Raw genomic sequence first — 23,023 nt, 5'->3', positions numbered from 1 at the left:
GTGGAGCTCAGTTTGTCTCCTCATCACTTGATTCAGTTGCAGCATCCGCTTGTTCGCTCTCGAGTTCGACTAACTTTTGGATTAAGATGTGACGCGGCATATGCATCAATTGTTCGAGTGGTACATTCAGACGCTTCGCGAGCTCGACTGCCGTATCAGCAGAAAGTTGTAATGGTTTCATGAAAAATCCTCCTTTTGATGATTGGTTCTAGTATACAAGACATACAACGTGAGCGCATCGACAGTAGCTAGAAATCAAGAAGGTTGATACCGTAGGAGGTAGGAAGTGATGTATATGTATAAACCAGCGGCTGAGCTGTTGCTCCATGAATCGGTATCGTTATTTGAACGAGTAGGAGAGGAATTCGTCTTGTTTCGAGAGCAAGGAGGATTTACGAAATGCGATGCGGATTTAAAAATAGTTTGGGAAACAGCCTGTGCTTATGTTCCATTCACGTGGTACCTCGAACCGAATGGAAGTCGTGCGTTCATCGTCTTCGAAGAAACGATTGTCTTCGGATTACTTGATTTAAAGAATGGTCAGATAACATATATGAATCGCCCGGATATCTGGGCGGATGCTTGGTTTAGTAACCTGTATGAGTGGAGTGGCAATCAACTGTTCTTATACGCAGCGGAAACGGATATCGTCCGCTTTGATTTGATGACGGAAGCAGGAACTTTTTCAGACTATGAAGAAGCCCCTTTATTAGGGCGCATCGTCGAGCGTGGATACAATGAACAATTGACGTTCGAACGATTTATTGCGCCGGCGACGATCATCTCGTACGATCCCGATCAGACGCGATACGTCATTTGGGATGCGGTCAAGCAAGAAGAACAAGTCATCCCGTTCTCGGACTATGAAGAATATTCACTCGTCGATAGTCAGAAACAATTGTTTTCTGTCACAGATGCGACACGATTTTACCTCTATGAGGATAAACAATTAAAGTTTAAATTTGAAGGGTGTCAGTCGTCCGTATTGTTAAAAAGTCTGTTGCTTGACGAACAGGCAAGACGACTAGCAATCGTTTCGACGTCACCGAATTTCGGAAACACGTGGGTTCAAATTTTTCACAAGACGTAAACACATCCTTTGTCGGTCGTACGAAGGATGTTTTTGCTGTCTAAGTAGAAAAAAGGAGGAGTCGACAGATGGAACGTCTTGGTCAGAAGATTGTTCGTTTTCGAAAAAGCATCAGTCTCGTCTGGTTGATTGCACTGATTGTCCTTGGGTATTTCGCCCTTCAGTTACCCGATCAATTGAAAGGGAACGGCTTCACCCGTGATGGGGAATTTCAACAAGTGGAGCAGGTGTTAGAACAAGAATTTAAGCAAGACCCCCATCAAATCATCGTCTTGTTTGAAGGGGATGAACAAACGATTCGCAAAGAAATGACGCGGCATGTCACGTTGTTTCGTGACATCAAAGGAGTCGGACAGGTCGTTGGACCAACCGAAAATCCACAAGCGATTCGGGACGGCAAAGGATATCTTACGGTCGGGACACCGGACATCGAACGGACATGGGCAAAAGCCATCGAAAACAAGCTGGATGTTCCGAGTGATGTAACTGTCCGTCTAACTGGAGAACCACTGATCGTCGACGACTTGAATACGGCCTCGAAAAACGACTTGGTTCGTGCTGAATTGATTGGTGTTCCAGCGGCTTTACTTGTCTTACTTATCGTCTTCGGGACCCCTTTGGCAGCTGTCTTACCGCTCATCATGGGACTCGTTACGTTCATCTTCGGTGCCGGGATTCTCTATTTTGTCGCGGGACAACAAGAGTTATCGATTTTCGTTCTAAACGCCGTCGCGATGATCTCACTCGCGCTCGGAATCGATTTTTCACTGCTTTACGTCAATCGTTTTCGAGAGGAACAGGGCAAGGGGTATTCGATTGCGCGGGCAGCAGAAGTCTCTGTCGCGACAGCCGGTCGTTCGATTTTATTTTCTGGGATTTGCGTCTTTGTCGGGCTCGCTGGTCTGTTAGTCATCGATGTCGATGTCTTTCAAGCGGTCGCAATCGGGACGCTCGTCTCGGTACTGGGTGCCGTCATTAGTGCCATCACGTTACTCCCTGCTTTACTCGCACTGTTCGGTGCAGGATTAGAAAAAGGACGGATCTTTAAGTCCGGCTCGGATCGTGGTGAACGACGCTGGCGGAATCTGGCGCGCTTCGTCATGAAGCGTCCTGTGGCGATTACGGTATTTTCATTGATATTACTCGTCCCGTGCTTGATTCCATTGCGTGACTTGGAGTTGAACATTCCGCAAGCGAGTGCCCTGCCGGAAGATTATGCATCAAGGCTTGCTTTTGAGTCATGGGAAAAAACGTTTGGGGATGACGGGACCGACGCAGTCGTCTTAGTCGAGGGGGACTTTTCGTCTGAAGCAGGACTCAGTCGTCTCGAGGACGCGACACGACAGTTTCAAGCAGATAGCGGTGTGAAAGAAGTAATTTCCGGCGCGACCTTAGCCGAGCAGAACGGACTCGATTTGCAGCAAGCCGTTCAAATCGAGCAGGCGAAACAACAGTTGACCCCTTGGATTGCGTTTGACGCGGACGTCGCCCGGGTGAACGTCAATTTAGCCGGTGACCCCGGTGATCAAGCCTCGCAGGACTGGGTCAGGAAAGTCCGGGAAATGGGCTTTACGATTGGTGGTCCTGCCGCATTCAATCAAGAAATCTACGATGAGATTTATGACAAGATGCCGCTTGCGCTCAGTGTCGTGTTACTCGCGACGTTCTTGATTTTATTGATTGCGTTTCGCTCGATCTTAATTCCGATTAAAGCGATTTTGATGAACTTACTCAGTCTCGGTGCGACATTCGGATTGCTCGTCATTTTATTTGAATCAGGACTCGTTTTTCCGGCAGAAACGATTGGCATTTTGACGCCGGTCTTTATCTTCTCGCTCGTATTCGGTCTATCGATGGACTATGAAGTATTCTTAGTTTCACGGATGGAAGAATATTATGACGAGACGGGTGACAATGACGTCGCGACGGAAATGGGGCTTGCGAAGACAAGTAAAATCATCACATCGGCTGCCTTGATCATGATCGTCGTCACGGGAGCGTTTGCCTTCACGGGTGTCAGCCCGATTAAGCAACTCGGTGTCGGGATTGCGCTCGCGATCTTCATCGATGCGACGATTGTTCGGATGCTGTTAGTTCCAGCCTTGATGAAGTTATTCGGACACTGGAACTGGTGGTGGCCGGGCGGTCGACGGAAACGTCAAACGAAGCTCCACTAAACAAGCGAGCAGATTGGCTAGGCACATCATTAGGCATTTTGAAAAGTCCGAGCGTATACTGACGATATTCAAGTTAAGATTTCAGAGGAGGATATGTTTCAATGGCTAATGAAAAGATGTTTGATACGTTTACACTTCCAAACGGAGTGACACTGAAAAACCGCGTCATGATGGCGCCGATGACAAACTATGCGGCAGAAGAGAATGGTGAAGTTTCGGAAGCGGAACTCGCTTATTATGCAGCGCGTTCAGGCGGCGTCGGTGCAGTCATCACAGCTTGTGCCAACGTCACAGCGGATGGACAAGGTTTCCCGAATGAATTCGGCGCAGAGCGTGATGAACTCATTCCAAGCTTAAAACGTCTTGCAACAACGATCCAAGACAAAGGCGCAAAAGCCATTCTTCAAATTTTCCACGCAGGCCGGATGGCACCACCAGAACTCGTCGGCGGACAGACGGTCAGCGCGAGTGCTGTAGCGCCAGAACGTGAAGGTGCCATGACACCACGTGCACTCGAAGCAGAAGAAGTCGAAGCCATCATCGAAGCATTCGGTCAAGCGACGCGTCGTGCGATGGAAGCTGGATTTGATGGTGTTGAAATTCATGGTGCAAATACGTACCTGATTCAACAATTCGTCTCACCACACTCAAACCGTCGTGATGACAAATGGGGGGGCAACCTCGAAAAACGTTTGGCATTCCCACTTGCTGTCGTCGATGCAGTCGAAGCGTTCGCAAAACAAGACCCATCGTTCATCGTCGGATATCGCTTCTCACCAGAAGAAATCGAAAACCCGGGGATTACACTAGAAGACACAATGCAGCTCGTTGATGTGCTCGCTAAAAAAGACTTAGACTACCTGCACGTCTCCGTCATGGACTTCTTTGCTGGTTCGATTCGTGATGAAAACGAAACACGTTCACCAATCACACTCGTTCAAGAGCGTGTGGGACAACAAGTTCCAGTCATCGGTGTCGGATCACTCCACACACCAGAAGAAGTCGAACGTGCCTTGACAGAAGTGCCACTCGTCGCACTCGGTCGTGAATTAATCATGGAACCGAACTGGGTCGAAAAAGTCGAAGCAGGAGACGTCGCGTCGATTCGGACAGAACTTGATCCAACAACACAAGCAGAACTCGTGATGCCGGATGCACTGTGGCAAGGAATTATTAGCCGTCCAGGCTGGTTCCCGATTAAACAAACAACAAACTAAACAACGGACTTAAAAAAGGAGGATTCGACGATGTAGTCGAGTCCTCCTTTTAGCATGCAGACGTTTTAAAGCGCTTTCCGTCGTGGATCGCTTCCAAAGCGAAAAGCAACCATGAGCGTCATCTTATTGTATCCGAACAAATCGCCTATGAAATAAGAATTAATAAGCGACTTGTCCCATTCGTACACCACAAAATTCGTGGAGGGTGACGGGATGATCAAGATTTGTCCGGTCGAGCATATCGTTTAGCAACAATGCGCAAATGTAGGCATCTTCCTTTGCATCGTGGTGTTTAAACGATACACCTAAAAAATCGGCCATCGTGTTCAATTTATGATTCGGCAGCCACGGATAAAGTTTACGGGATAGCTTGACGGTGCAGCCATATCGAAATGCGGGGATTTGATACAAGTCATACTTTTGAATTGCTTTTTGCAGAGCACCCATGTCAAATGCTGCATTGTGTGCAACAATCAGTTCGGCACCGGCAATCAAATCATATAAGCCGTGTTGTTCCATCGCTTCCGGTAAAGCAGGTTCGTTCCAAACGTCACTCGGACGGATGCCATGGACCCGAATATTTCCGGCATCGAATTCTTCTTCTGGATTGATCAAGACTTGATTACTCGTAACGACCTGACCGTTCGCGAGGACAGACCAACCGAATGCACAAATACTGCGACTGTTTCGATTCGCTGTTTCAAAGTCGATGGCTAATGTATAGGGTTGTACCATAATCATCACTCCTTTTCTTAGAGCATACCGTATTCAGACTTAGAATGCATGTTCGTATTTCGGCCCAAGCATTTTTTTTCCTCAAGAAACCCGCCCACATGACATGTGAACGGGACGGCCAGGATAATTATTTAGCTTGAACGGCTTCAGGTGCTGGGTCTGTATATTCTTGGGGCTTAAAGAGCATGACCCGGTCGCGATAAGCAAAGACACTCGCAGTCAGGACTGCCATCAAGTCAGCAATCGGAAAGGCGAACCAGACACCGCTGACGCCGAAGAACATCGGTAAAATCAACACGAGTGGAATCGTGTAAAGTGTTTGACGTGATAAAGAAAGGAAAAGCGCGACACGGGCTTTCGCGAGTGATTGATACATGCCATTAATGATCATCTGAATCCCATAGACAAACGAGACGGCGAAAAGAATCCGCATCGCGGTCGAACCATCATCGAGCAGTGCGGTATCATTCGTGAACATTCCGACCCAAAAGCGTGGGAAGAGTTGAATCAATAACCAAAGTGTAATCGATAATGACAGACCGTACCGCATCGCAAGTTTGATGGCGAGCGACATGCGGTCGAATTGTTTCGAACCAAAGTTGTAGCCGACGATTGGTTGCATCCCTTGGACGATTCCCATAATCGGCATCCCGACGAGCGCCATGAATTTGTTGATGACGGCGAAGGTCGCAAGTTCCGTCGTCCCCCCGTATCGGACGAGCATATGGTTGACGGTGATGAACAAAATCGATTGGGAAACTTGCATGATGAAGGACGACGAACCGATTTGCGACATCCGGACAACAAGCTTTGGTTCAAAACGGAAGGCTTCACGGTCTAATAGGAGACTTGTCTTTTTCTGTTTCGTAAAGAAGAACCGGAAAATCAAGATGGAACCGACGATTTGAGCGACGACGGTCCCGAGTGCCGCCCCTTTAATGCCCCAATCGAATCCGAAGATGAATAAAGGAGTCAAAATCGTATTGATGGCGACAGTTGTCAACATGACACGCATTTGGTAGTTCGCGCGTCCTTCCGCCCGTAACATCGCACTTGATGCCATCGTCAACATGAAGAATGGGGAACCGAACAGCAAAACACGCAAGAAATCGATGCTGTATGGCATGATTTCATCGGTTGCTCCAAAGACACGCAACAATGGCTCGACGAAGATGAAGGCGGAGACGATGGCGAGCATACTGACGACGAACACGACCATCAAAACATTTGCATATGCGCGACTGGCTCCGATTAAATTTTTTTGACCGAGTCGTTGGGAGGCAATCGCGGCGCCGCCGATTCCAAGTGAATTAGCAATCGCCATCAAAACGAGTTGGACGGGAAACGCGATTCCGACGGCAGCGACAGCAATCGTCCCAATTCCTTGGGCGACAAAAATCGTATCGACGATGTTATAGAGCGCAGTGACGAGCATACCAATCATCGCCGGGAGCGATAATCCAATCAATAATTTATTGATGGGTGCATCTCCCAGTTGGGCAGTATTCTTATTCATCGGTAGGAGAGCCTCCTTTAAGGTAAGTACGTTGGCTTTTACTCAGACTAGTCGCTTGGGTCGGCAGATGCAAGAAATCACTCCAGGCAATGTGCAAAGAGGAACTGTTCTATCCTTGTGACGAATCGGTATGAAAACAAAAACACTCCGACAACAGTACAGTGACGGAGTGTTTGCGCGTTAAGAGGGTAACGGTAAATAGCCTTTTGAGTATTCGAAAGCGAGGAAGAGAATCGCTCCGAGTGCCAAATAGGCAACTAACGTAATCGCTTGTTGTTTTTTCGGCATCTGGTGGTACTCAACCGATTTTTCCGCTTCAAGCAACGGTTCGATGCGTTGGTCGAGTCGACGCAGCAAGGCATCGTAATCATTCGCCGAATCATATTGATAGCGTAAGAGTTCGTCAGCAGCTGGTTTTGCTTCTTCCGGACTTGCACTCCGCAGACTTTGCAAGTCATGGCGTAAAGTCCATGCAATCGGATCATAGCTCGATGTAGCGGAGACTGTAGTCTCACCTGAGTCGAGTTGATCGCTCTCAGCCGGTTCAGCGATTGGCTGTTGTTCCTGTTCCGCTTTTGCTTGTAAAACACGGTTGCGGGCTGCCCGGTACAACATCAGGACGGATTGATTGTCTTCGTATTGTTTCGCAAAACGGTACCGTTTCCAGACGGCACTGCCGCCGAGGAAAGCGATCAACAATAAGATGATGCTGAAATGGGTGAGACCGTAGGCAATCAGGGCAGCGAGTCCTGCAATCCAGACGACGATCGGCAGACCAGCTAAAATCCGTCCGCCATCGAGCGGACTGACCGGGAGTAAATTGAATAGATTGAGCAGGGCACCTAAGTGGAAGATAACGAGCCAAAAATCATTTCCTGTCACGGCATATCCAATCAAAAGCGGGATAAGGGAGAGCAGTCCGGCGAGCGGACCCCCGTAGGCTAAGATTGCTTCTTGTTTCGGCGTTCGGAATGTATCTTTGATCCCGATGACGGCCCCCATGAACGGAACGAAAATCGCTGGTCCCGTCTTAAAACCCAGGCGTTTTGCAGCAGCTAAATGTCCCATCTCATGAATGAACAATAGGTAAAGCAAACCAACACCAAACCAAACACCAAAAATTTGGGCATAAAAGAGAAGCGAAATACCGAACGAAATCAGCGTTCCTCCGAACTTCGAAAATTTTAAGAGTGCAAGGACGACCTTTCCTTTCGAGAGCAAAAATGCTCCGGCGACGGCAAGGCCTCCCCAACGTTTTTTATCCATCATGAATTCCTTCTTCCATAAATATGACGTTCTGTCTCTAGTGTACGCCAAATTAAGAAAAAAAGTTTCATTTGCCGCCGGTTCAGTCTGTTTCCCATATCAAATCGTTTTAAGGATCTTAGCAGGGTTTCCACCCACGACCGTATTCGCAGGGACATCTTTAACGACGACGCTCCCGGAAGCGATGACCGCATTATCGCCAATCGTCACACCGGGATTAATGACAGCTCGTCCGCCGATCCAGACGTTATCCCCGATGACGACGGGTTTGCCGAATTCATACCCACTATTTCGTTCGACAGGATCTAACGGATGCGTCGCTGTATAGATGTGGACGCCCGGAGCAAGCATACAGTTGTCACCGATCGTAATCGGGCAAATGTCGAGCAGCACACAATCGTAATTGGCATAAAACCGGGCACCAAGCGTGATGTTGTAGCCATAATCACATTTAAAAGACGGTTCGATGTAAAAATCCGTTTGTTCCGTCCGGAAAAGTTGTTGCAGGAGAGATTTTCGGTCGGGCAGCTCTTCGATGCTCAGTTGGTTGAATTGATGACAAAGCATCTGCGCCCGTTTCCGGTCCGCCACGAGCTCCGCATCCCCGGCTAAATACAACTGACCTTGAATCATCTTTTCTTTTTCTGTCACATGAATCATCTCCTAACGGTATGTATATCTTCATTAGACTAAATCGGACGGGGAGAAGCAACTGATACCAAAAAAAGCGGTTTTGATGTCGCCATCAAAACCGCTTTTTACTCTGGCATTCAATTAAGCAAGTTCAATTCCGCCTGTCACACCATAAATTTGTGCCGTGACATAACTGGCATCGTCAGACGCGAGGAAGACATAGACGCTCGAAAGTTCGACCGGTTGACCACTTCGTTTGAGTGGTGTTTCTTGTCCGAATTCCGGAATGTTTTCGCTCGGTTGACCACCCGAGATTTGAAGTGGTGTCCAAATTGGACCCGGTGCGACCGAATTAACGCGGATGCCTTTTGGCGCAATTTGTTTCGCGAGGCCGCGTGTGAATCCATTGATGGCAAATTTTGTTGAGGCGTAATCAAGTAAGTTCTCACTCGGATTGTATCCTTGAACAGAAGTTGTCGTGATGATCGAAGCGCCTTCTTTTAGAAGTGGGAGAGCGGCTTTAACGACCCAAAACAGCGAGAAGACATTAATTTCATATGTTTTCCGGAGTTGTTCTGTTGACAGATCCATGATGTCCTCGACAGCTTGTTGTTTTCCGGCGACGAGTGCAAGGATGTCGAGTCCGCCAAGTGAATCATGTGCCTCTTTGACAAGTTGCTGACAGAACGATTCGTCACTTAAATCACCTGCGAGTAAGTACGCTTTTTGACCAGCTGCTTCGACAAGTGCTTTTACTTCTTCTGCATCTTGTTGTTCTTCCGGGAGATAGTTCAGGAAGACATCTGCTCCTTCACGGGCATAAGCAATCGCAGCAGCACGTCCGATTCCTGAATCACCGCCTGTAATCAACGCTTTCTTACCTTTTAGTTTACCTGAACCTTTGTAGCTTTCTTCTCCACAATCCGGAAGGGGTTCCATTTTTGCCTGGACAGCCGGTGGCTCCTGATACTGTTTTGGGAAATCATCGTTGAAGTGTTGTGTAAGTGGATTTTTAGACTGTGACATGAACTGATTCCTCCTAGGTAGTGGTTTGATTTGCATAAGAAGTATGTTCCCTGTCATTTCACGTTTAAACGTCAACTTATTAACCAAGTGAAGTTTTTATTAGAGCGAAAAGGCTGCTCGATAAGGCTATAGCAACAAATAACTGAATGCGAACGAAGGGCGAATAAAAAAATCGGAGTCCACAGGTGTGAACTCCGATTTTTACTAAAGATAAGGTGGATGAGCGATCAGACGCGTTCTGCTGTCAGCTCTTTCATCCCTTGTAGAGCTGCTTGATTCAGTAAGTTCCACGGTTTGTTGTAGTGCGGTTGGAAGAAGAAGTCGACGAAGGCCAGTTCTTCAAGCGTCATTTCATTTTGAATCGCGACCGATAACGTATTCATCGCTTGCGTCAAATCGACCTTCGAAATAATTTGGGCACCGACGACGCGATGAGAGTTTTGTTCAAAAACAAGTTTGAGTTGGACGTCTTCTGCAGTCGGCATAAATTCAGGTCGATACGCATCTGTGACGGTTGTACTCATGACCTCTAGTCCAAAGAATGGAGCAGCATCTTCCGTGACGCCGGTCGACGCGATATTTAAGTCATATAACCGGAGACCGGACGTCCCTTGCGTCCCTTGGTAACGAATCGTCGGAGCAAGTAAGTTTTTCCCGACGAGCGTTCCCATACGGACGGCGTTCGTCGCGAGTGGAATATAGGCATGTGTCCGGGCCGGATTGTAGTAGACGGCACAGCTGTCACCGGCAGCAAAGATATTCGGATTACTCGTCCGCATATAGTCGTCGACGATGATGGCACCGTTCGGTAACATATCGATTTGTCCTTTTAAAAGCTCCGTACTCGGACGGAAACCGACACAGAGAATGACGAGATCGGTCTCGAACGTTCCTTTGTCCGTGACGACTTGTGTGACGTTTCCGTCTACGCCGGTAAAGCTTTGAACAGTCTGGTTCAACTCGAGCTGAATGCCGCGATCTGTCAATTCACTTTCAATGATATCCGTGAATGAACGATCGAGGTATTTATTTAAAATCCGGTCGGCACTGTCGATGAACGTCACTTCTTTTCCGTATGCTTCAAACGCTTCAACGAGTTCAGCACCGATGTAGCCGGCACCGACAACTGTAATCCGCCCGGCATCCGTTGCTTTTTTGATGATGGTTTGAGCATGGTGGTAGTTTTTACAAAGTTCGATTTGATTCAGTTCAATGCCCGGTAACATCGGAATGATTGGCCATGAACCTGTTGTCATGATTAATTTGTCGTACGTATCGTGAACGGTTTCACCCGTCAGAAGATTTTTCGCAAGAATCGTTTGGTTCGTACTATCGATTTCAAGGACATCATGTTTCAAGCGCATCGTTGCTCCGAGGTCAGCCAGCTCGTCAGGTGAAGAGTAGAAGAGTGACTCGGCATGCTCAACGACACCACCGACGTGAAGGGCAATCCCGCAAGAGAGAAATGAGACGTTATCGTTTCGTTCATAGACTGTGATTTCAAGGTTTTCGTTCGTTGCCGTAAGCTCTTTGACTGCTGCTGTTCCTGCATGTGTACAACCGATGACTGCTACTTTCATGAGTAAAGTCCCCTTTTTGTTTAATTGTGATATTAATCACATTCGATTTGATAACCTTAGTGTAATACTTCACAATGTCGGTTTCAAGTAGTTTGTTCATAATTGAGCATAGTTTTGTCTGAATTGTGAATTTGTGAACAAAGAGGTAATGACTTATAACGTTTTTGTTAAAAGTCCGTAAAAATGTTTTAGTTTCTGAAGTTCGGGTTATAATAAGATGGAGAACTAAATGAAAGGGTGGAAACCGATGGATACCGAGAGGACCGATCATCTATTTAGCTTACCTGATTTTTAGCATCGCTGGTCTTACGTAAACAAGACAGTAATGGTTAAAAAAATCAGGGAGAGCGAAAATAGATGAATACCCAAACGGCAACAATAAAACCTCTCCCATGGAAGATACGGGAGAGGACAATAAAACATGAAACGAATCGCAACCATCTTAGCAGGAACGTTACTTATGGCGTTCGGCTACTATACTTTGAATGAACAGTTTGGATTAGCAGAAGGCGGATTTATCGGGTTATCTTTATTAGGACGGTATTTCTTTGATATCAATCCATCGATTTCGATGATCGTGCTCGACATTCCATTCTTTATTGGAGCACTTTATTTTAAAGGAAAACGCTTTGTCAGTGAGGCACTTGTCTCAGCAGGTGCACTATCGCTCTTTTATGAGATGTGGCATCAGCTCGATTTGTTCCATTTCCCGGAACAGGCCTGGCCGGCAACGTTAATCGCCGCCATTGCGAGTGGGATCATCACGGGATACGGACTTGGTCTTGTGTTGAAGAGTGGTGCTGCGACCGGTGGTGACGACCTTTTATCAATGGGCCTTAGCAAAGTGACAGGTTTATCGATCGGGACGATTTTATTTAGTCTCGATGCAATTGTTCTTGTCATTTCACTCGTCTACTTGCCAGTCAGTTTGACGCTTTATACGTTACTTGCAGTTGCCATCGCGGGACGCGTCGTCTCAGTCATGACACGCGAACCGGTTACTGTACCAGTAGTTAGACCAGCGCCACAACTGAAATAAATAAAATCCTTCCTGACATCAGGAGGGATTTTGTTTTAGGATAAAAAGAGATAACGAGAAGGGGGCTACCCAATGATTAGACAAGCGACTGCGGAAGACGCCGATCAAATCGCACCATTGATTGAACAGGCGATTCATGAAATTGCCGAGACACTGACCGGAACGCAGGAGAAAGAATTGATTTTGGAACGGCTTGCGCTGTTTGTGACGCAAACGGGAAACCGGTTAAGTCACGAGAACATTCTCGTCAAGGAGCTCGATGGGCGCGTCGTCGGCATCGTCATCGCATATGCGGGAGTGGATGCAGCGCAGTTGGATGAACCGATCAAACGTCAGCTCCTCGCGTGGACAGGTCAAGAGATACAAATTGATCAAGAGACGGAAGGAAACGTCTTTTATCTCGATACATTGTCGGTCGATCCGGCATATGGCGGAAGAGGAATCGGGTCTGAACTGTTGCAGGCAGCAGCGGACGAAGGGGAGAAGCGTGGATTACGCGCGTTTACGTTAAATGCCGATCAGACGAATGCTGGGGCGCAACGTCTCTATCGACGTCTTGGATTCGTCCCGGTCAAGACGATTGAAATCAGTGGCGGACAATTTGATTACATGGAACGACCGTATGCAACTTGAATGATGAGTGAAGTACTTTGAATTCATTTCAAGATTCGTTGATACGCAGACAAGACTTCGCTTTCCGCGGGCGAAACGTGAGCCTCCGCGTCGTCTGCGCGACTTACGGGGTCTCACCTGTTCCGCTTTTCCCGCAGGAGTCTTCGTCTTGTCTGCTTCTCAACGACGTTTTGTTAAGCTGTTAAAATCCATCCATCAAGAATCTGAAATCAAAAAATCACTCGCTTCACGCGACTCCTACAGGAAAAAGCGCAAGACGACTTGCGCTGTCAGAGACAAACAAGACCCGATTTTCTGCCTCATGGAGGCAGGAAAACTGGCTTGTGTCTCGCCTGAGGAAAGCGCGTGGAAAAGAGTGATTTTTTATTTTCAGATTAATTAAGTGGCGATGATCTGTGACTCGTTGGATATCACTTTAAAAAACGCTGTAACAGAACGGATTCGACAGGCGTAATCTGCTCTTTCAAGCGGGAAGCTGCACACAGCCGTAAACAAGCCTCGAATGCGGTGACTTTTCTGATGCGCTTAAAATAACAGACACGATACAAATGACTGAGGATGAATCGGGAAATGCATTCTGCCGGATTTCGTAAAGACATTCGTCCTCCATAGCGAATCAACAAAAAAGTACGGGCGACGTCCATCAGTGGATTGCCGATGGAGGCATCCATCCAATCGATGACATAGACGTTTTCTTTAACAAGCAACAGATTATACGGGTGAAAATCACCATGACACAAAGTATGTCCCGCTACAAGTGTAGTGTGAGCGGGATACCGTTCTTGAAGACGCGGTAACCCGCCGACGGATAACCTGTGAAGGTGCTGGTGTAAGGTGACCATGATCGTCATGTAGCGGAGAATCCGAACGGGATGACGTTTCATCAAATCTCCGAGCGCTTCACCCTTTAAATACTCCATTCGAATGGAATGATCAACTTGATTATAAACACGAGGTGTCATCGGAAAGTGGTTCTGGATGGACAGATGATTTTGAAATTCCTGCTGGACCGCTGCATGCGGAACGTGTGCGTGAAACTGCTTTCGAACAATCGCCGCAGTTTCTTTTTGAATCGTTGCCGTGTTGCCGGTTCCAATGATATTCATCCCAATCCGCTCCTTATCGTAAGATCATCCGGTACAACCGCGCCTCCGCATCCTCCGGTTCAAACCGGGGGTCACTCGTGAAGCAGAAAACCTCCGTCACTTCAATCGATACATCTGCCACCCGCAACTGTTTGAGTAATCGTCCGGTCAGGTAAACTTCCGCTGATTTAGGCTCCGCCCGCCATTTGCTGACAGATCCAATCGGAACGATCGTAGCGTCAGGACGTGCCATCAAAAACTGGCGGTCTTCTTCATCCGTAAAGATGGTCGCTGACGCCGGTAAACCGGTAATGGCATCCGCCAACTGGATAGTTGCCGGTTCAATTGTCGCTTGGCGGTACAAGGCGACACTTCCCATCACCAATTGAATACATAAAAATGGGACGAGCCAACGCACTGACAGATGGCGAACAAGCAGGAAGACGAGCAGTAAGACGAGAGGTAAAACATGGCGTGGTTTATCAATGTTTTGGGCCAACCAGACCCAAAGGAAATAACCAGTACCGGTGACGCTCCACCAAAGAGGAAGCGGACGGATTCGTTGGCAGAACAAGAATAGCCCTGAAGCAAGACCGAGCCAACTTGTAAATCCTAAACCATGCCAAACGATTTGGTTGAGTGTCAATCCAAGTCGTTCAATCAACGAGGCTTCGTCCGTTTGTGCCGTACCGCCCCAGTCCGAAAAGTGACCCGTCACGAAACTGAGTGACAATTGAGCGAAGGACGCGGGTCCCCCGACCGAGAAGGCGACCGGTAACAGCCAGGCAAGTTGTGCCAGGAGTAACGTCGCCACTTCGGACAGGAGTTGCCAGTAGTCTTTTCGGGTTTGCCAAAGTAAAAAGAGTAACACGATTCCGAACGGCGCATAGGATAATCGTGTTGCCATCAACAGTCCGAATAAGAGGTACGGCAAAAGACGGAAATGACCGTGCCGAGCACGTTCGACACTCCACATGAACCAACAGAGGACACCAAGTGCAAGACCATCCGACATCCCGGTCGCAGAGATGACGACGAGTGAAGCAACCGAGATGACAGTGAAAGCAGCTAGTAAACGTGCCGTATCAAACGACTGACGTTTTAACAGCAAATATAACGGAATCAGTCCGCTCGTGAAGCCAAGCGTCGAGACGATGCCAAGCGCACGGACGGGTTCAAGCCCGAGTCGTGTGAGACCTGTCGCGAGTAAGATGAAAAACGGGTACCCCGGAAAATGTGGCTGCAAATTCGCCAAATCATACTGTCCAACCGCTAACGTAAAGTTGGCGATGTCGTAGCTTGCGACAAACGGGCTGACCAGATAAAGATGAACACCCAGCAATAGTGAGATGGCGAAACAGAGCGTGAAAAAAAGCGATCGTCCAAGTAGACGATCGCTCCGAACGGTCAAGAAACCTCCTGAAGTTTTTTGGCTGCTTTTGGTGTTCGATTTTGACGCATCAGCATGAAACCGGCAAACGCGAAGTAGCCCCACCAGGCGATCACTTGCTCAAGTGATGGATTATGGCTGTAGCCGAACATCGCACCCATAAACGTACCGATTTGTCCGCTGATTAATGTCGGATTGCCTGTATCGCGCAAATATTGAATTTGGTCGATGTAGTGTTCCGGCATAAACCCGACGATGTTATACAAGGCTGCCGGTGTTCCATCGGCGTTCGTCAACAGGCTTCCGAGCAATCCAAGGTCTTGGAAACGTCCAATCGTTTGGACGAGCATGCCGGCAGCAATAAACAGAATCAGGATGCCTGTCACTTGGAAGAAACGTTTGACTGGAATCTTCATCGTTCCGGAAACGAACAGGTAACCGAAAATGAGTGCGAGCAAGAGACCAGACACGGCACCATAACTCGTCAAGACTTTCTCGATTTCACCGCCGGAAATGGCAGCGAAGAAGAAAACCGTCTCGATGCCTTCTCGGACGATGACGAGGAACGAATGGATGATCATCGTGATGGCACTGCCTGTCGAGACCGCCGCCGCGACTTTTGCCTGCGAGGCCTGTTGGTTTTCTTTCGCCTCTTTCCCCATCCAGAGCACCATGTGTGTCAGTAAGATGACGGAGATCATCATAATACCAAGACGCAAGTACGTGTCGCTACCGAAGCTTGCGAAACTCGTAAAGACGACTTGGAATAAAAAGGCGACACCGAGGCTCGCGAGCAGCGCAAGTCCGACTCCGGCATAGACCCATTTTTTATATTGCGGTGCGTTGAGTCGATCGAGATAGCCGAGAATCAAACCGACGATCAAGACAGCTTCGAGACATTCACGAAGCGTAATTAAAAACGCTTGAAAATCCATCGTCCTTCCTCCCTAATCAGTGATGTTGACGTTTCTTTTTTCGTTGACCGATGATGACGATGACGATTAGAACGATGACAAGACCAATCGCAATCGTTTTCCAAATCTCATCTGTTCCGAAGGATTGTCCGAAAATCGAATCCTCTTCTTCAAATAAACCGGTTTTTTCTTCTCCGGGTAAAACGAATAGTGGTGTAATTGTATCTTCGATTAATGCAATGTTTTGATCAAATGTTTCTTTATCACTCGCTTTTTTCCCGACTCCGAACAGTCCGGGGTTCCCGAGCGCAGTAAGTGCATCGTCAAACGCAGTATACAATGCATCGGACGTTTTTGCATCTGTGCTTTCTTTGACATAAGGAGCAAGTACATCATATGTGCCGCGTGCTTTCGCAAGTAACAGCTTCGCCTGTCCGAAGTCTTCGAACTGCTCATCCGCAAAATGAAGACGACGTTCGATGTTTTGACGTAAGGCAACGCGATACGCCTGTTTGGCATTCTCTGCGTCTTCTTCCGCTAACGCAGCATCAATTTTTTCCTTCGCTTCAGGGAAGTAAAGTTTAAATTCTTTATCATACGCGTCAATCGTTTCCTTCGCAAGTGCATAATCTTTTTGATCGAGCTGTTCCTCAAATTGTTTATAAGCTTCCGCAAAAGCTTCTTTGCCCGGGTCACCATAGCTGTAAGCAAACGCCGATAAAGGAGTCGCGAGGAGACAGAAGAAAACAACGACCGGAAGGACTAAACGTTTTATCATCCGAGATGCTCCTTTCGTTCAAAACGTTCTTCAATCGGTAGTGCAACGATTGGTCGACGCCACTCTTTGTAAATGGCAGGGACCACACGTTGAATATAGTTCAAGCGGATAAAAGATTTTCCTGATTCACGTACCCGGTAACGAATCGGTACTTCTTTCAGACGGAATCCTTTACGGACGAGATTCAACGTCAAGACTTGCGCGTAGTTGTAATCGTGGATGATTTCCGCGTGTTTGCAAGCAGCGCGTGAGAAAGCACGCATCCCGCTTTGTCCGTCATGAATTTTTCGTTTCAGTAAAACACATTGAAGCCACGTAAAGACGTGATTCCCAATATAGCGATAGAGGCGCATTCCGTCAATCGTCCCGAGGAATCGTGATCCGAAGACATAATCCGCATCGTTCGCTAAGATCGGTCGAACGACGTCCGGAATTTGATCGGCCGGGTACTCGTTGTCCGCATCAATCATCACGGCGACGGTCGCATCATGGTCATAAGCGCGATACAATCCTTCGCGGACCGCAGCGCCAAGACCACGATTTTGTTCGAACCGGTAGACTTGAGCACCGTTCAGGGTTGCGACGGTCGATGTAGCATCGGTCGATCCATCATCGATGACAATCGTTTCGACGGGGATTCCGTCAATCTCATCCGGGATTCGTTTTAAGACGAGTGGGAGAGAGGTTTCTTCATTGTGAGCCGGAAGGAAGACGACGATTTTCTTCATGAGCGTTCCTCCTTAAAAGCTTCCGTCAACAATACGCCACGACTGTCGTGCGGGATATCGGCACCAAGCAACTTCGTAATCGTTGGTCCAAGCGACAGGATATGCCGGTGTGTATCGACCTTGCGACCAGCATGAATGTGTTTGCCATACATCCAAAATGGGACGAAACGTTCTCCTTCGTCGAGGTGACCATGCCCGCCGATCCCGTCGGCTTGACCATGATCGGCCATGACGATCAGTGTCGCATCGTCTAACTTACCGAGACGATCGAGTTCTTCACAAAACTCTGCGAGTAGCGCATCGGCTTCCTCGATTTTTTGAATATATTCCGAGTAGAGCGTCCCGCGACTATGACCGGTTTGATCCGTTCCGATTAATTGGATTGCAAGCAAATCCGGATCTTCTTCGTGAACGATTTGCTTGGCCCGTTCGATGATGTTGCGGTCGGCGACATCATTATGCATGACGGCTGTCACGGTACTGACGTCGGTCGAACCGAACGCATCGACGAGGTGGGCAATCCCGAGAATCTTGCCGGATTTATTGACGGCACGCAACCGGTCGAAGACGGTATCCGTTTTGACACCGGTCGTATTCCAGACCATGTTGGAATGAATTCCGTGATCTTCCGGACGTGCTCCCGTGAACATCGAGCTGAAGCAGACGACTGTCCGGGCCGGGTAGACGGTTTCCATATTCGTATATTCCGTTCCTTCTTGACGCAATCGCTCGAGAAACGGAGTGTTCGCAGCCATGTATCGGTCTTTTCGCATCCCGTCGACAATCAAGACGTAGACTTTGTCTGAAGTCGGCAAGCTGACGTCTTTTGTCGGCTCAGTCGGAAGTTTCGGTTTCCAGTCGAAGAGATAATGGTGGAGAATCCAAGCAAATAGTAACAATCCGGCAGGGAACAAGACGTACGACCAGTCAAAGGTCGGATTGATTGACGCTGTTTGCCAGTAGGCAAGTAAGAGTGCGACTTTCGGTAGTTGTTCTTGCGCGTTACCACTCGTCGAGTCACTGTTCTTGAGGACGAGTTTCCAAAAACGCGTGAAGTTGAGCCAGTCCGTTCCAATCCGTAAATGGTAATAAATCGTTCCCCAGAAGAAAATCGTGAAGAAGAAATAAAGACCTGCTCCGTAAGCGAATAGGGGCAGGAGCCGTGTATCCGTTCCTTCAAGGAATAACCAGACGATGACGGGCATCCATAAATAATTACGAAGGAACAGCGGGAAATCAAATTTCCAGTACAGTACGAATAAAGGCAACGTCACTAAAAATCCGAAGCCGGCACCGCTCAGTGTCTGTTGGAACAAAAGGCAGTAGCTGAGGAAGACACCGATTGTAAAAATCGGGGTGAATGGTTTTCCTTCATTCAACAGATTCCACATACGGGCTGCGACTTTTTCAAAACGTGAAGCACTTTTCATGAAGATCCTCCTTTCTGTTGATTCTTGAATTGGCGAAACAGTAATGTGACACTACGGTGATGTCTGACCAAAAAATACAAAGGTGCGATGAAGGCGAACGCATATTTGAACGTGTGCGTCATCAAGGCAAGTTCATAAGGATGGTCGACGCCTGCCGTCTGTAGAACCGTTCCCATGGCGAGCTCATACGTGCCGAGACCACCGGGGGTGAATTGAGCAATTCCGGACAAGACACCGGCACTCATCGCGATTAAGACGAGGGGGAAGGGAAGGACAGCGTTCACGCCTAAGAATAAGCAGTAAACGGCGCCCGCTTCCAAACACCAAGCGAGTGTGCCATACCCGATTAATGCGTACATCGTCCGTAAAAAAGGGCGGACGACGACTAAGGCGAGTACACCGAGCACAATCGCGATACCTGCAGGAAGAGCTGTTTTCGTCGCGAGCAAGCCGAGCGAGACGAAGAGTCCGAGGACGACCAAATCAATGCCGCGCTGTGCGACAAGGATTGCCGTTGTCCGTTTTAAGGGACTAGCGATGGCACGTGCCGTTAGCAGGCGAACACCTTCGCCGAGTTTGACGGGTGACAAGTGATTGACGGCAAGGCCGAGATAGAGGCTCGTCAAATAGATTGGCAAGGGTGCCTGCCGCTGATCAGCCACGCGCCAGGCGACAGCGCGGACATAAAAAGCACCTGCATACAACAAGCTTGCGAGTAGCGTCCAGTAAGAGCGTGAAAGGGTGCGCAAGTAATCATAGAGGACAGGTAACTCGAGCACGAACCGAATTAATAAAAAAACAACCGCAAGCGTCAAGAGGACGCTTGCGGTTGTACGGATTACATGCGCCCGAGATGCCATGTAATCATCCGCTCGAGTCCTTCATTCAAGGTAACGGAGGGCGTGTAGTCGAATGCTTGTCGTGCAGCTTCCGTATTACTCCATGTCATCGAGACATCTCCTTCTCTTTGCTCGGTGAACGTTACCGGAACACCGTATCGCTCACTGAGGGACCTGGCAATCGTTCGGACCGACTCCGGTCGATTCGCCCCTAAATTATAAGTCCCGATTGCGCGCGCTTGAAGTGCTTGTTCCATCCCGCGTGTAATGTCATCGATGTACGTGAAGTCGCGTACCGGGTCACCGAACACGACAAGTTCTTGACCACGAAGCGCTTGTTCGATGAAGCGGTAAAGCGCCATATCCGGGCGTCCGGATGGTCCGTAGACCGTAAAGAAGCGGAAGATCGTAACCTGTAATCCATACAGGTTTTGATAGGCATTACAGAACGTCTCGGCACTATACTTCGCCGCGGCGTATGGACTGACGACTTGACCGGTTGCCTGCTGTTCGCTCAACGCACCTGTCTGCTCCCCGTAAACCGAAGAAGAAGAGGCAAACAAGACTTGCTGAATCTGATGTTGTTTTGCCGCTTCAAGGACGGTCACCGTCATATCGATATCTTCTTTGATGTAGCGATGCGGCTCACGTAAAGATCCGGGAACGCCAGGTAAAGCAGCAAGATGGAACAAGGCATCGAATTGACCGGATGAACACCAGGCATCGAGTCCGACGTGGACATCTGCTTCACAGATGTTTACGCCAAGTCGTGTCAGCTCCGCTGCCCGTTCGCGTTTCAAGTCGCTTGCATAATAATCGGTGAAGGCATCGATGATCGATACGGTATGACCACTAGTACGCAAACGAGTTGCAAGTGCAGCACCGATGAAGCCAGCGCCACCCGTAATTCCGATGTTCAAAGGAAGTTCCTCCAATCGTCTTGCTTAGTTGAACGTATCGAGCGCATCGACGATTTTTTTGCTCACCGTTTCCGCTTCTGCGTCATTTTTTTCGATGAGATCGTACCATGTGTTAGCGTCAGCAAGAACAGCGTCTGCCTCTTCTTTACCGAGACGATTTTCGAGGGTCGGCTTCATCGCGATGACGAACATGTTTGCTTCCATCGCTTCGACACGTGCTGTATCGACATCTTTCGCTTCGAGTGCTTCCATTGCTTCTTCATGATAACCGACGACTTTCTTCGTCAATGCTTTGGCGAAGAGACCTTCGATCTCTTCATAAGAGACGTCTGCTGGTTTTGTTTTTGAGAAGTCGTATTGTTCTTTTAGTTTTGCGACGGCGGCTTCATCGCCACCGGCAAGTGATTCCTCGATTGCGAGTAAGAATCCGTAGCCTTCTGCTTGTTCCATTTGTAACTCTTGTTCGTCGGCACCGGATTTAGCGCCATCCTCGATTTTTTGTGCATAACCGAGTGCTGCGAGATAGAATGAACGGTAAATCGACTTATCCGTCAACTGTTTTGCGACTTTAAAGTCAGCGACGTTTTCAGCCGAGATGGCGTCTTCTTGTGCTGCGAGACCGGACGTGATCGCTTGTGCGATGGCTTCTTCGTTTTTGAAGTCATAACTCGCATCGCGCTTTTCGGCTGTCGGGATGAAGACAGTTTCCGCCATGTTTTTGATATCTCCTAACGTCGCCATGGCGTCATCTGTTTTTCCGGCCGCGACTGCTTCTTCTGCTGTTGCTTGCATTGATTTTTGGAGTTTATAGAAGTAAGACTGAAGTCCTTTATCGACAAGCTGACGGGCAATGTTCTCATCCAAATCCTTTGATTCGACGCCTGCGAGGGCAGAAGTGACGACTTGTTCGATTTCAGGAGCAGCAGTTGCGACGCCACCTTTTAACTTCGATTCATAACTCGTCTGGACCATCTTCCAATCGATGGCTTGTCCTTCTTTCGCTTTATCGAGTTCTGTCTTGATTGAGCTGAAGAGTGTCAATTCGTCCGTTAATGTCGTTGCGGCGATTCCGGCATTCGTGTTTTTATCAGACGTTTGCTCCGTTTTGTCTTCTTTTGGAGCTGTCGTTGTTTCTTTTTCATCCGTTCCGCAAGCTGCGAGTAATCCGGCTACCATAAAGAGTGACGCTACTTTAAATCGTTTTTTCATCTGTCTCATTCCCCCAGGAAAAATAAAATTATCTACAAAATGATGTCGTTTTCACAATTCTCACTATAACGAGAATAATTCTCATTGTCAATTGAACTTAAAACAAAAAAATGGCTCCAGAGAAATCTCCGGAGCCATTTTTTTAAAATATAAATTATTGAATTTGGTCATACAATTTCGTTAAATACGCGTACACTTCGTCAGAGGCTTGGAACATCATGACCGAGTGGCCGAAGATGGCAGCCGGGTTGAAGCCGTGATCTAAGTCGATTGTTGAAGCAATCGTTACGTCGCGATCGCTATCGAGGACGACGCGGAAGTACTTGAACTCTTGGTTGAAGTCATTGATTGCGTTTAAGATAGGAAGATCTTCGACACCGTCTGGAACGTGCGTAACGGTACGAGCGAATAACTCAACGTCCGTCGTCGTTTTACTGAAGACGATCATCATCATCGGCTCAGCGCCAGCTGGTGTTTTTTCTTGTGTCATAAAGAAGACGTGTGTTTCATTTTCACGTGCTTCCATTGGAATGCCTTTTTCGACTAAGAACGCTTGGAATGCTTCCAAGTGTTGTTGTTGAACTTCCGTTACCCCGTTTTCGTTTGTTCCTTCTTGATTACGTTCTGGGTGAAGCGGTGTGACCTTGTTGTCCTCATTCGTTTCGTTCGAGTTACGGTCCTGGTCCATTTTAAATCCCCCTTATAGATACTGTAATCTCAGTTTCAAGCATTTTAAGAGGAATTGCAACTAATGTCCGTTATCATTTAAAGAAGAAACAGTTTGAAAATAAGACAAGTATGTGAAATGTAGAGCAAAC

22 protein-coding genes are annotated in these 23,023 nt (G+C 48.0%); 5 read left to right on the top strand and 17 right to left on the bottom strand.

The annotated features are described in order from the left end of the window. Positions 1–7: 7 nt before the first annotated feature. The gene (locus A0126_RS13935) at positions 8–181 is read right to left on the bottom strand and encodes a YycC family protein (protein WP_088838124.1); all 174 of its coding nucleotides are present in this window, start codon (positions 179–181) and stop codon (positions 8–10) included. Between the two features lie 108 nt (positions 182–289). Between A0126_RS13935 and A0126_RS13930 the strand changes: the two genes are divergently transcribed. From A0126_RS13930 to A0126_RS13920, 3 genes are all read left to right on the top strand, one after another. Further along, positions 290–1,090: a hypothetical protein gene (locus A0126_RS13930; protein ID WP_088838122.1), complete on the top strand. Its 801-nt coding sequence runs from the start codon at positions 290–292 to the stop codon at positions 1,088–1,090. Between the two features lie 68 nt (positions 1,091–1,158). Further along, the gene (locus A0126_RS13925) at positions 1,159–3,267 is read left to right on the top strand and encodes an MMPL family transporter (protein WP_088838120.1); all 2,109 of its coding nucleotides are present in this window, start codon (positions 1,159–1,161) and stop codon (positions 3,265–3,267) included. Positions 3,268–3,368: 101 nt separating this feature from the next. Further along, positions 3,369–4,484: an NADH-dependent flavin oxidoreductase gene (locus A0126_RS13920; protein WP_088838119.1), complete on the top strand. Its 1,116-nt coding sequence runs from the start codon at positions 3,369–3,371 to the stop codon at positions 4,482–4,484. A gap of 159 nt (positions 4,485–4,643) precedes the next feature. Here the strand turns inward: A0126_RS13920 and A0126_RS13915 are convergent, their stop codons facing one another. From A0126_RS13915 to A0126_RS13890, 6 genes are all read right to left on the bottom strand, one after another. Next, the gene (locus A0126_RS13915; RefSeq protein ID WP_088838117.1) at positions 4,644–5,219 is read right to left on the bottom strand and encodes a 3'-5' exonuclease; all 576 of its coding nucleotides are present in this window, start codon (positions 5,217–5,219) and stop codon (positions 4,644–4,646) included. Positions 5,220–5,346: 127 nt separating this feature from the next. After that, positions 5,347–6,735 (bottom strand): MATE family efflux transporter, encoded by a 1,389-nt coding sequence (locus A0126_RS13910; protein ID WP_088838116.1) that lies wholly within the window; start codon positions 6,733–6,735, stop codon positions 5,347–5,349. A 180-nt stretch (positions 6,736–6,915) separates the two neighbouring features. After that, positions 6,916–8,001, bottom strand: a complete 1,086-nt coding sequence (locus A0126_RS13905) for a site-2 protease family protein (protein ID WP_088838115.1) — start codon at positions 7,999–8,001, stop codon at positions 6,916–6,918. Between the two features lie 99 nt (positions 8,002–8,100). Next, positions 8,101–8,652, bottom strand: a complete 552-nt coding sequence (locus tag A0126_RS13900; protein WP_088838113.1) for a maltose acetyltransferase domain-containing protein — start codon at positions 8,650–8,652, stop codon at positions 8,101–8,103. A gap of 123 nt (positions 8,653–8,775) precedes the next feature. Further along, positions 8,776–9,660 carry an SDR family oxidoreductase gene (locus A0126_RS13895; RefSeq protein ID WP_088838112.1) on the bottom strand — a complete coding sequence of 295 codons (885 nt, stop codon included), beginning with the start codon at positions 9,658–9,660 and terminating at the stop codon, positions 8,776–8,778. A 227-nt stretch (positions 9,661–9,887) separates the two neighbouring features. Then, on the bottom strand, positions 9,888–11,240 hold the full coding sequence (locus tag A0126_RS13890; RefSeq protein ID WP_088838110.1) for an FAD-dependent oxidoreductase: 1,353 nt from the start codon (positions 11,238–11,240) through the stop codon (positions 9,888–9,890). A 421-nt stretch (positions 11,241–11,661) separates the two neighbouring features. On the opposite strand from A0126_RS13890, the gene A0126_RS13885 reads away from it, so the two are divergent. Continuing rightward, positions 11,662–12,279 carry a YitT family protein gene (locus A0126_RS13885; RefSeq protein ID WP_088838108.1) on the top strand — a complete coding sequence of 206 codons (618 nt, stop codon included), beginning with the start codon at positions 11,662–11,664 and terminating at the stop codon, positions 12,277–12,279. A 72-nt stretch (positions 12,280–12,351) separates the two neighbouring features. Further along, positions 12,352–12,912 (top strand): GNAT family N-acetyltransferase, encoded by a 561-nt coding sequence (locus A0126_RS13880; protein ID WP_088838107.1) that lies wholly within the window; start codon positions 12,352–12,354, stop codon positions 12,910–12,912. A 410-nt stretch (positions 12,913–13,322) separates the two neighbouring features. Here the strand turns inward: A0126_RS13880 and A0126_RS13870 are convergent, their stop codons facing one another. The 10 genes from A0126_RS13870 to A0126_RS13825 all read right to left on the bottom strand — a co-directional run bounded on the left by A0126_RS13870 (position 13,323) and on the right by A0126_RS13825 (position 22,893). Continuing rightward, a complete protein-coding gene (locus A0126_RS13870) occupies positions 13,323–14,018 on the bottom strand; it encodes a phosphotransferase family protein (protein ID WP_088838103.1) in 696 nt (231 codons plus the stop codon). Between the two features lie 13 nt (positions 14,019–14,031). Further along, positions 14,032–15,408: a hypothetical protein gene (locus A0126_RS13865; RefSeq protein WP_088838101.1), complete on the bottom strand. Its 1,377-nt coding sequence runs from the start codon at positions 15,406–15,408 to the stop codon at positions 14,032–14,034. Next, complete coding sequence (locus tag A0126_RS13860) at positions 15,405–16,322, bottom strand: FTR1 family iron permease (protein ID WP_088838100.1); 918 nt, start codon at positions 16,320–16,322, stop codon at positions 15,405–15,407. The genes A0126_RS13865 and A0126_RS13860 overlap by 4 nt, the downstream gene beginning before the upstream one ends. 16 nt (positions 16,323–16,338) lie before the next feature. Next, positions 16,339–17,079: a hypothetical protein gene (locus A0126_RS13855; RefSeq protein ID WP_088838098.1), complete on the bottom strand. Its 741-nt coding sequence runs from the start codon at positions 17,077–17,079 to the stop codon at positions 16,339–16,341. Next, complete coding sequence (locus A0126_RS13850) at positions 17,076–17,807, bottom strand: glycosyltransferase family 2 protein (RefSeq protein WP_088838097.1); 732 nt, start codon at positions 17,805–17,807, stop codon at positions 17,076–17,078. The genes A0126_RS13855 and A0126_RS13850 overlap by 4 nt, the downstream gene beginning before the upstream one ends. Continuing rightward, positions 17,804–19,237: an alkaline phosphatase family protein gene (locus A0126_RS13845; RefSeq protein WP_088838095.1), complete on the bottom strand. Its 1,434-nt coding sequence runs from the start codon at positions 19,235–19,237 to the stop codon at positions 17,804–17,806. The genes A0126_RS13850 and A0126_RS13845 overlap by 4 nt, the downstream gene beginning before the upstream one ends. Further along, positions 19,234–20,097, bottom strand: coding sequence for a lysylphosphatidylglycerol synthase domain-containing protein (locus tag A0126_RS13840; protein ID WP_088838094.1), 864 nt, complete (start codon positions 20,095–20,097; stop codon positions 19,234–19,236). Before A0126_RS13840 ends, A0126_RS13845 begins: the two co-directional genes overlap by 4 nt. Then, positions 20,076–20,996, bottom strand: coding sequence for an NAD-dependent epimerase/dehydratase family protein (locus tag A0126_RS13835; RefSeq protein WP_088838092.1), 921 nt, complete (start codon positions 20,994–20,996; stop codon positions 20,076–20,078). The genes A0126_RS13840 and A0126_RS13835 overlap by 22 nt, the downstream gene beginning before the upstream one ends. A 24-nt stretch (positions 20,997–21,020) precedes the next feature. Beyond that, positions 21,021–22,205 (bottom strand): hypothetical protein, encoded by a 1,185-nt coding sequence (locus A0126_RS13830; RefSeq protein ID WP_088838090.1) that lies wholly within the window; start codon positions 22,203–22,205, stop codon positions 21,021–21,023. 154 nt (positions 22,206–22,359) lie between these two features. Beyond that, positions 22,360–22,893 (bottom strand): type III secretion system chaperone family protein, encoded by a 534-nt coding sequence (locus A0126_RS13825; protein WP_088838088.1) that lies wholly within the window; start codon positions 22,891–22,893, stop codon positions 22,360–22,362. Between the last annotated feature and the right edge of the window lie 130 nt (positions 22,894–23,023).

Source organism: Exiguobacterium sp. N4-1P (genome assembly GCF_002214325.1).
This window is presented reverse-complemented; position numbering and strand designations above follow the sequence as displayed.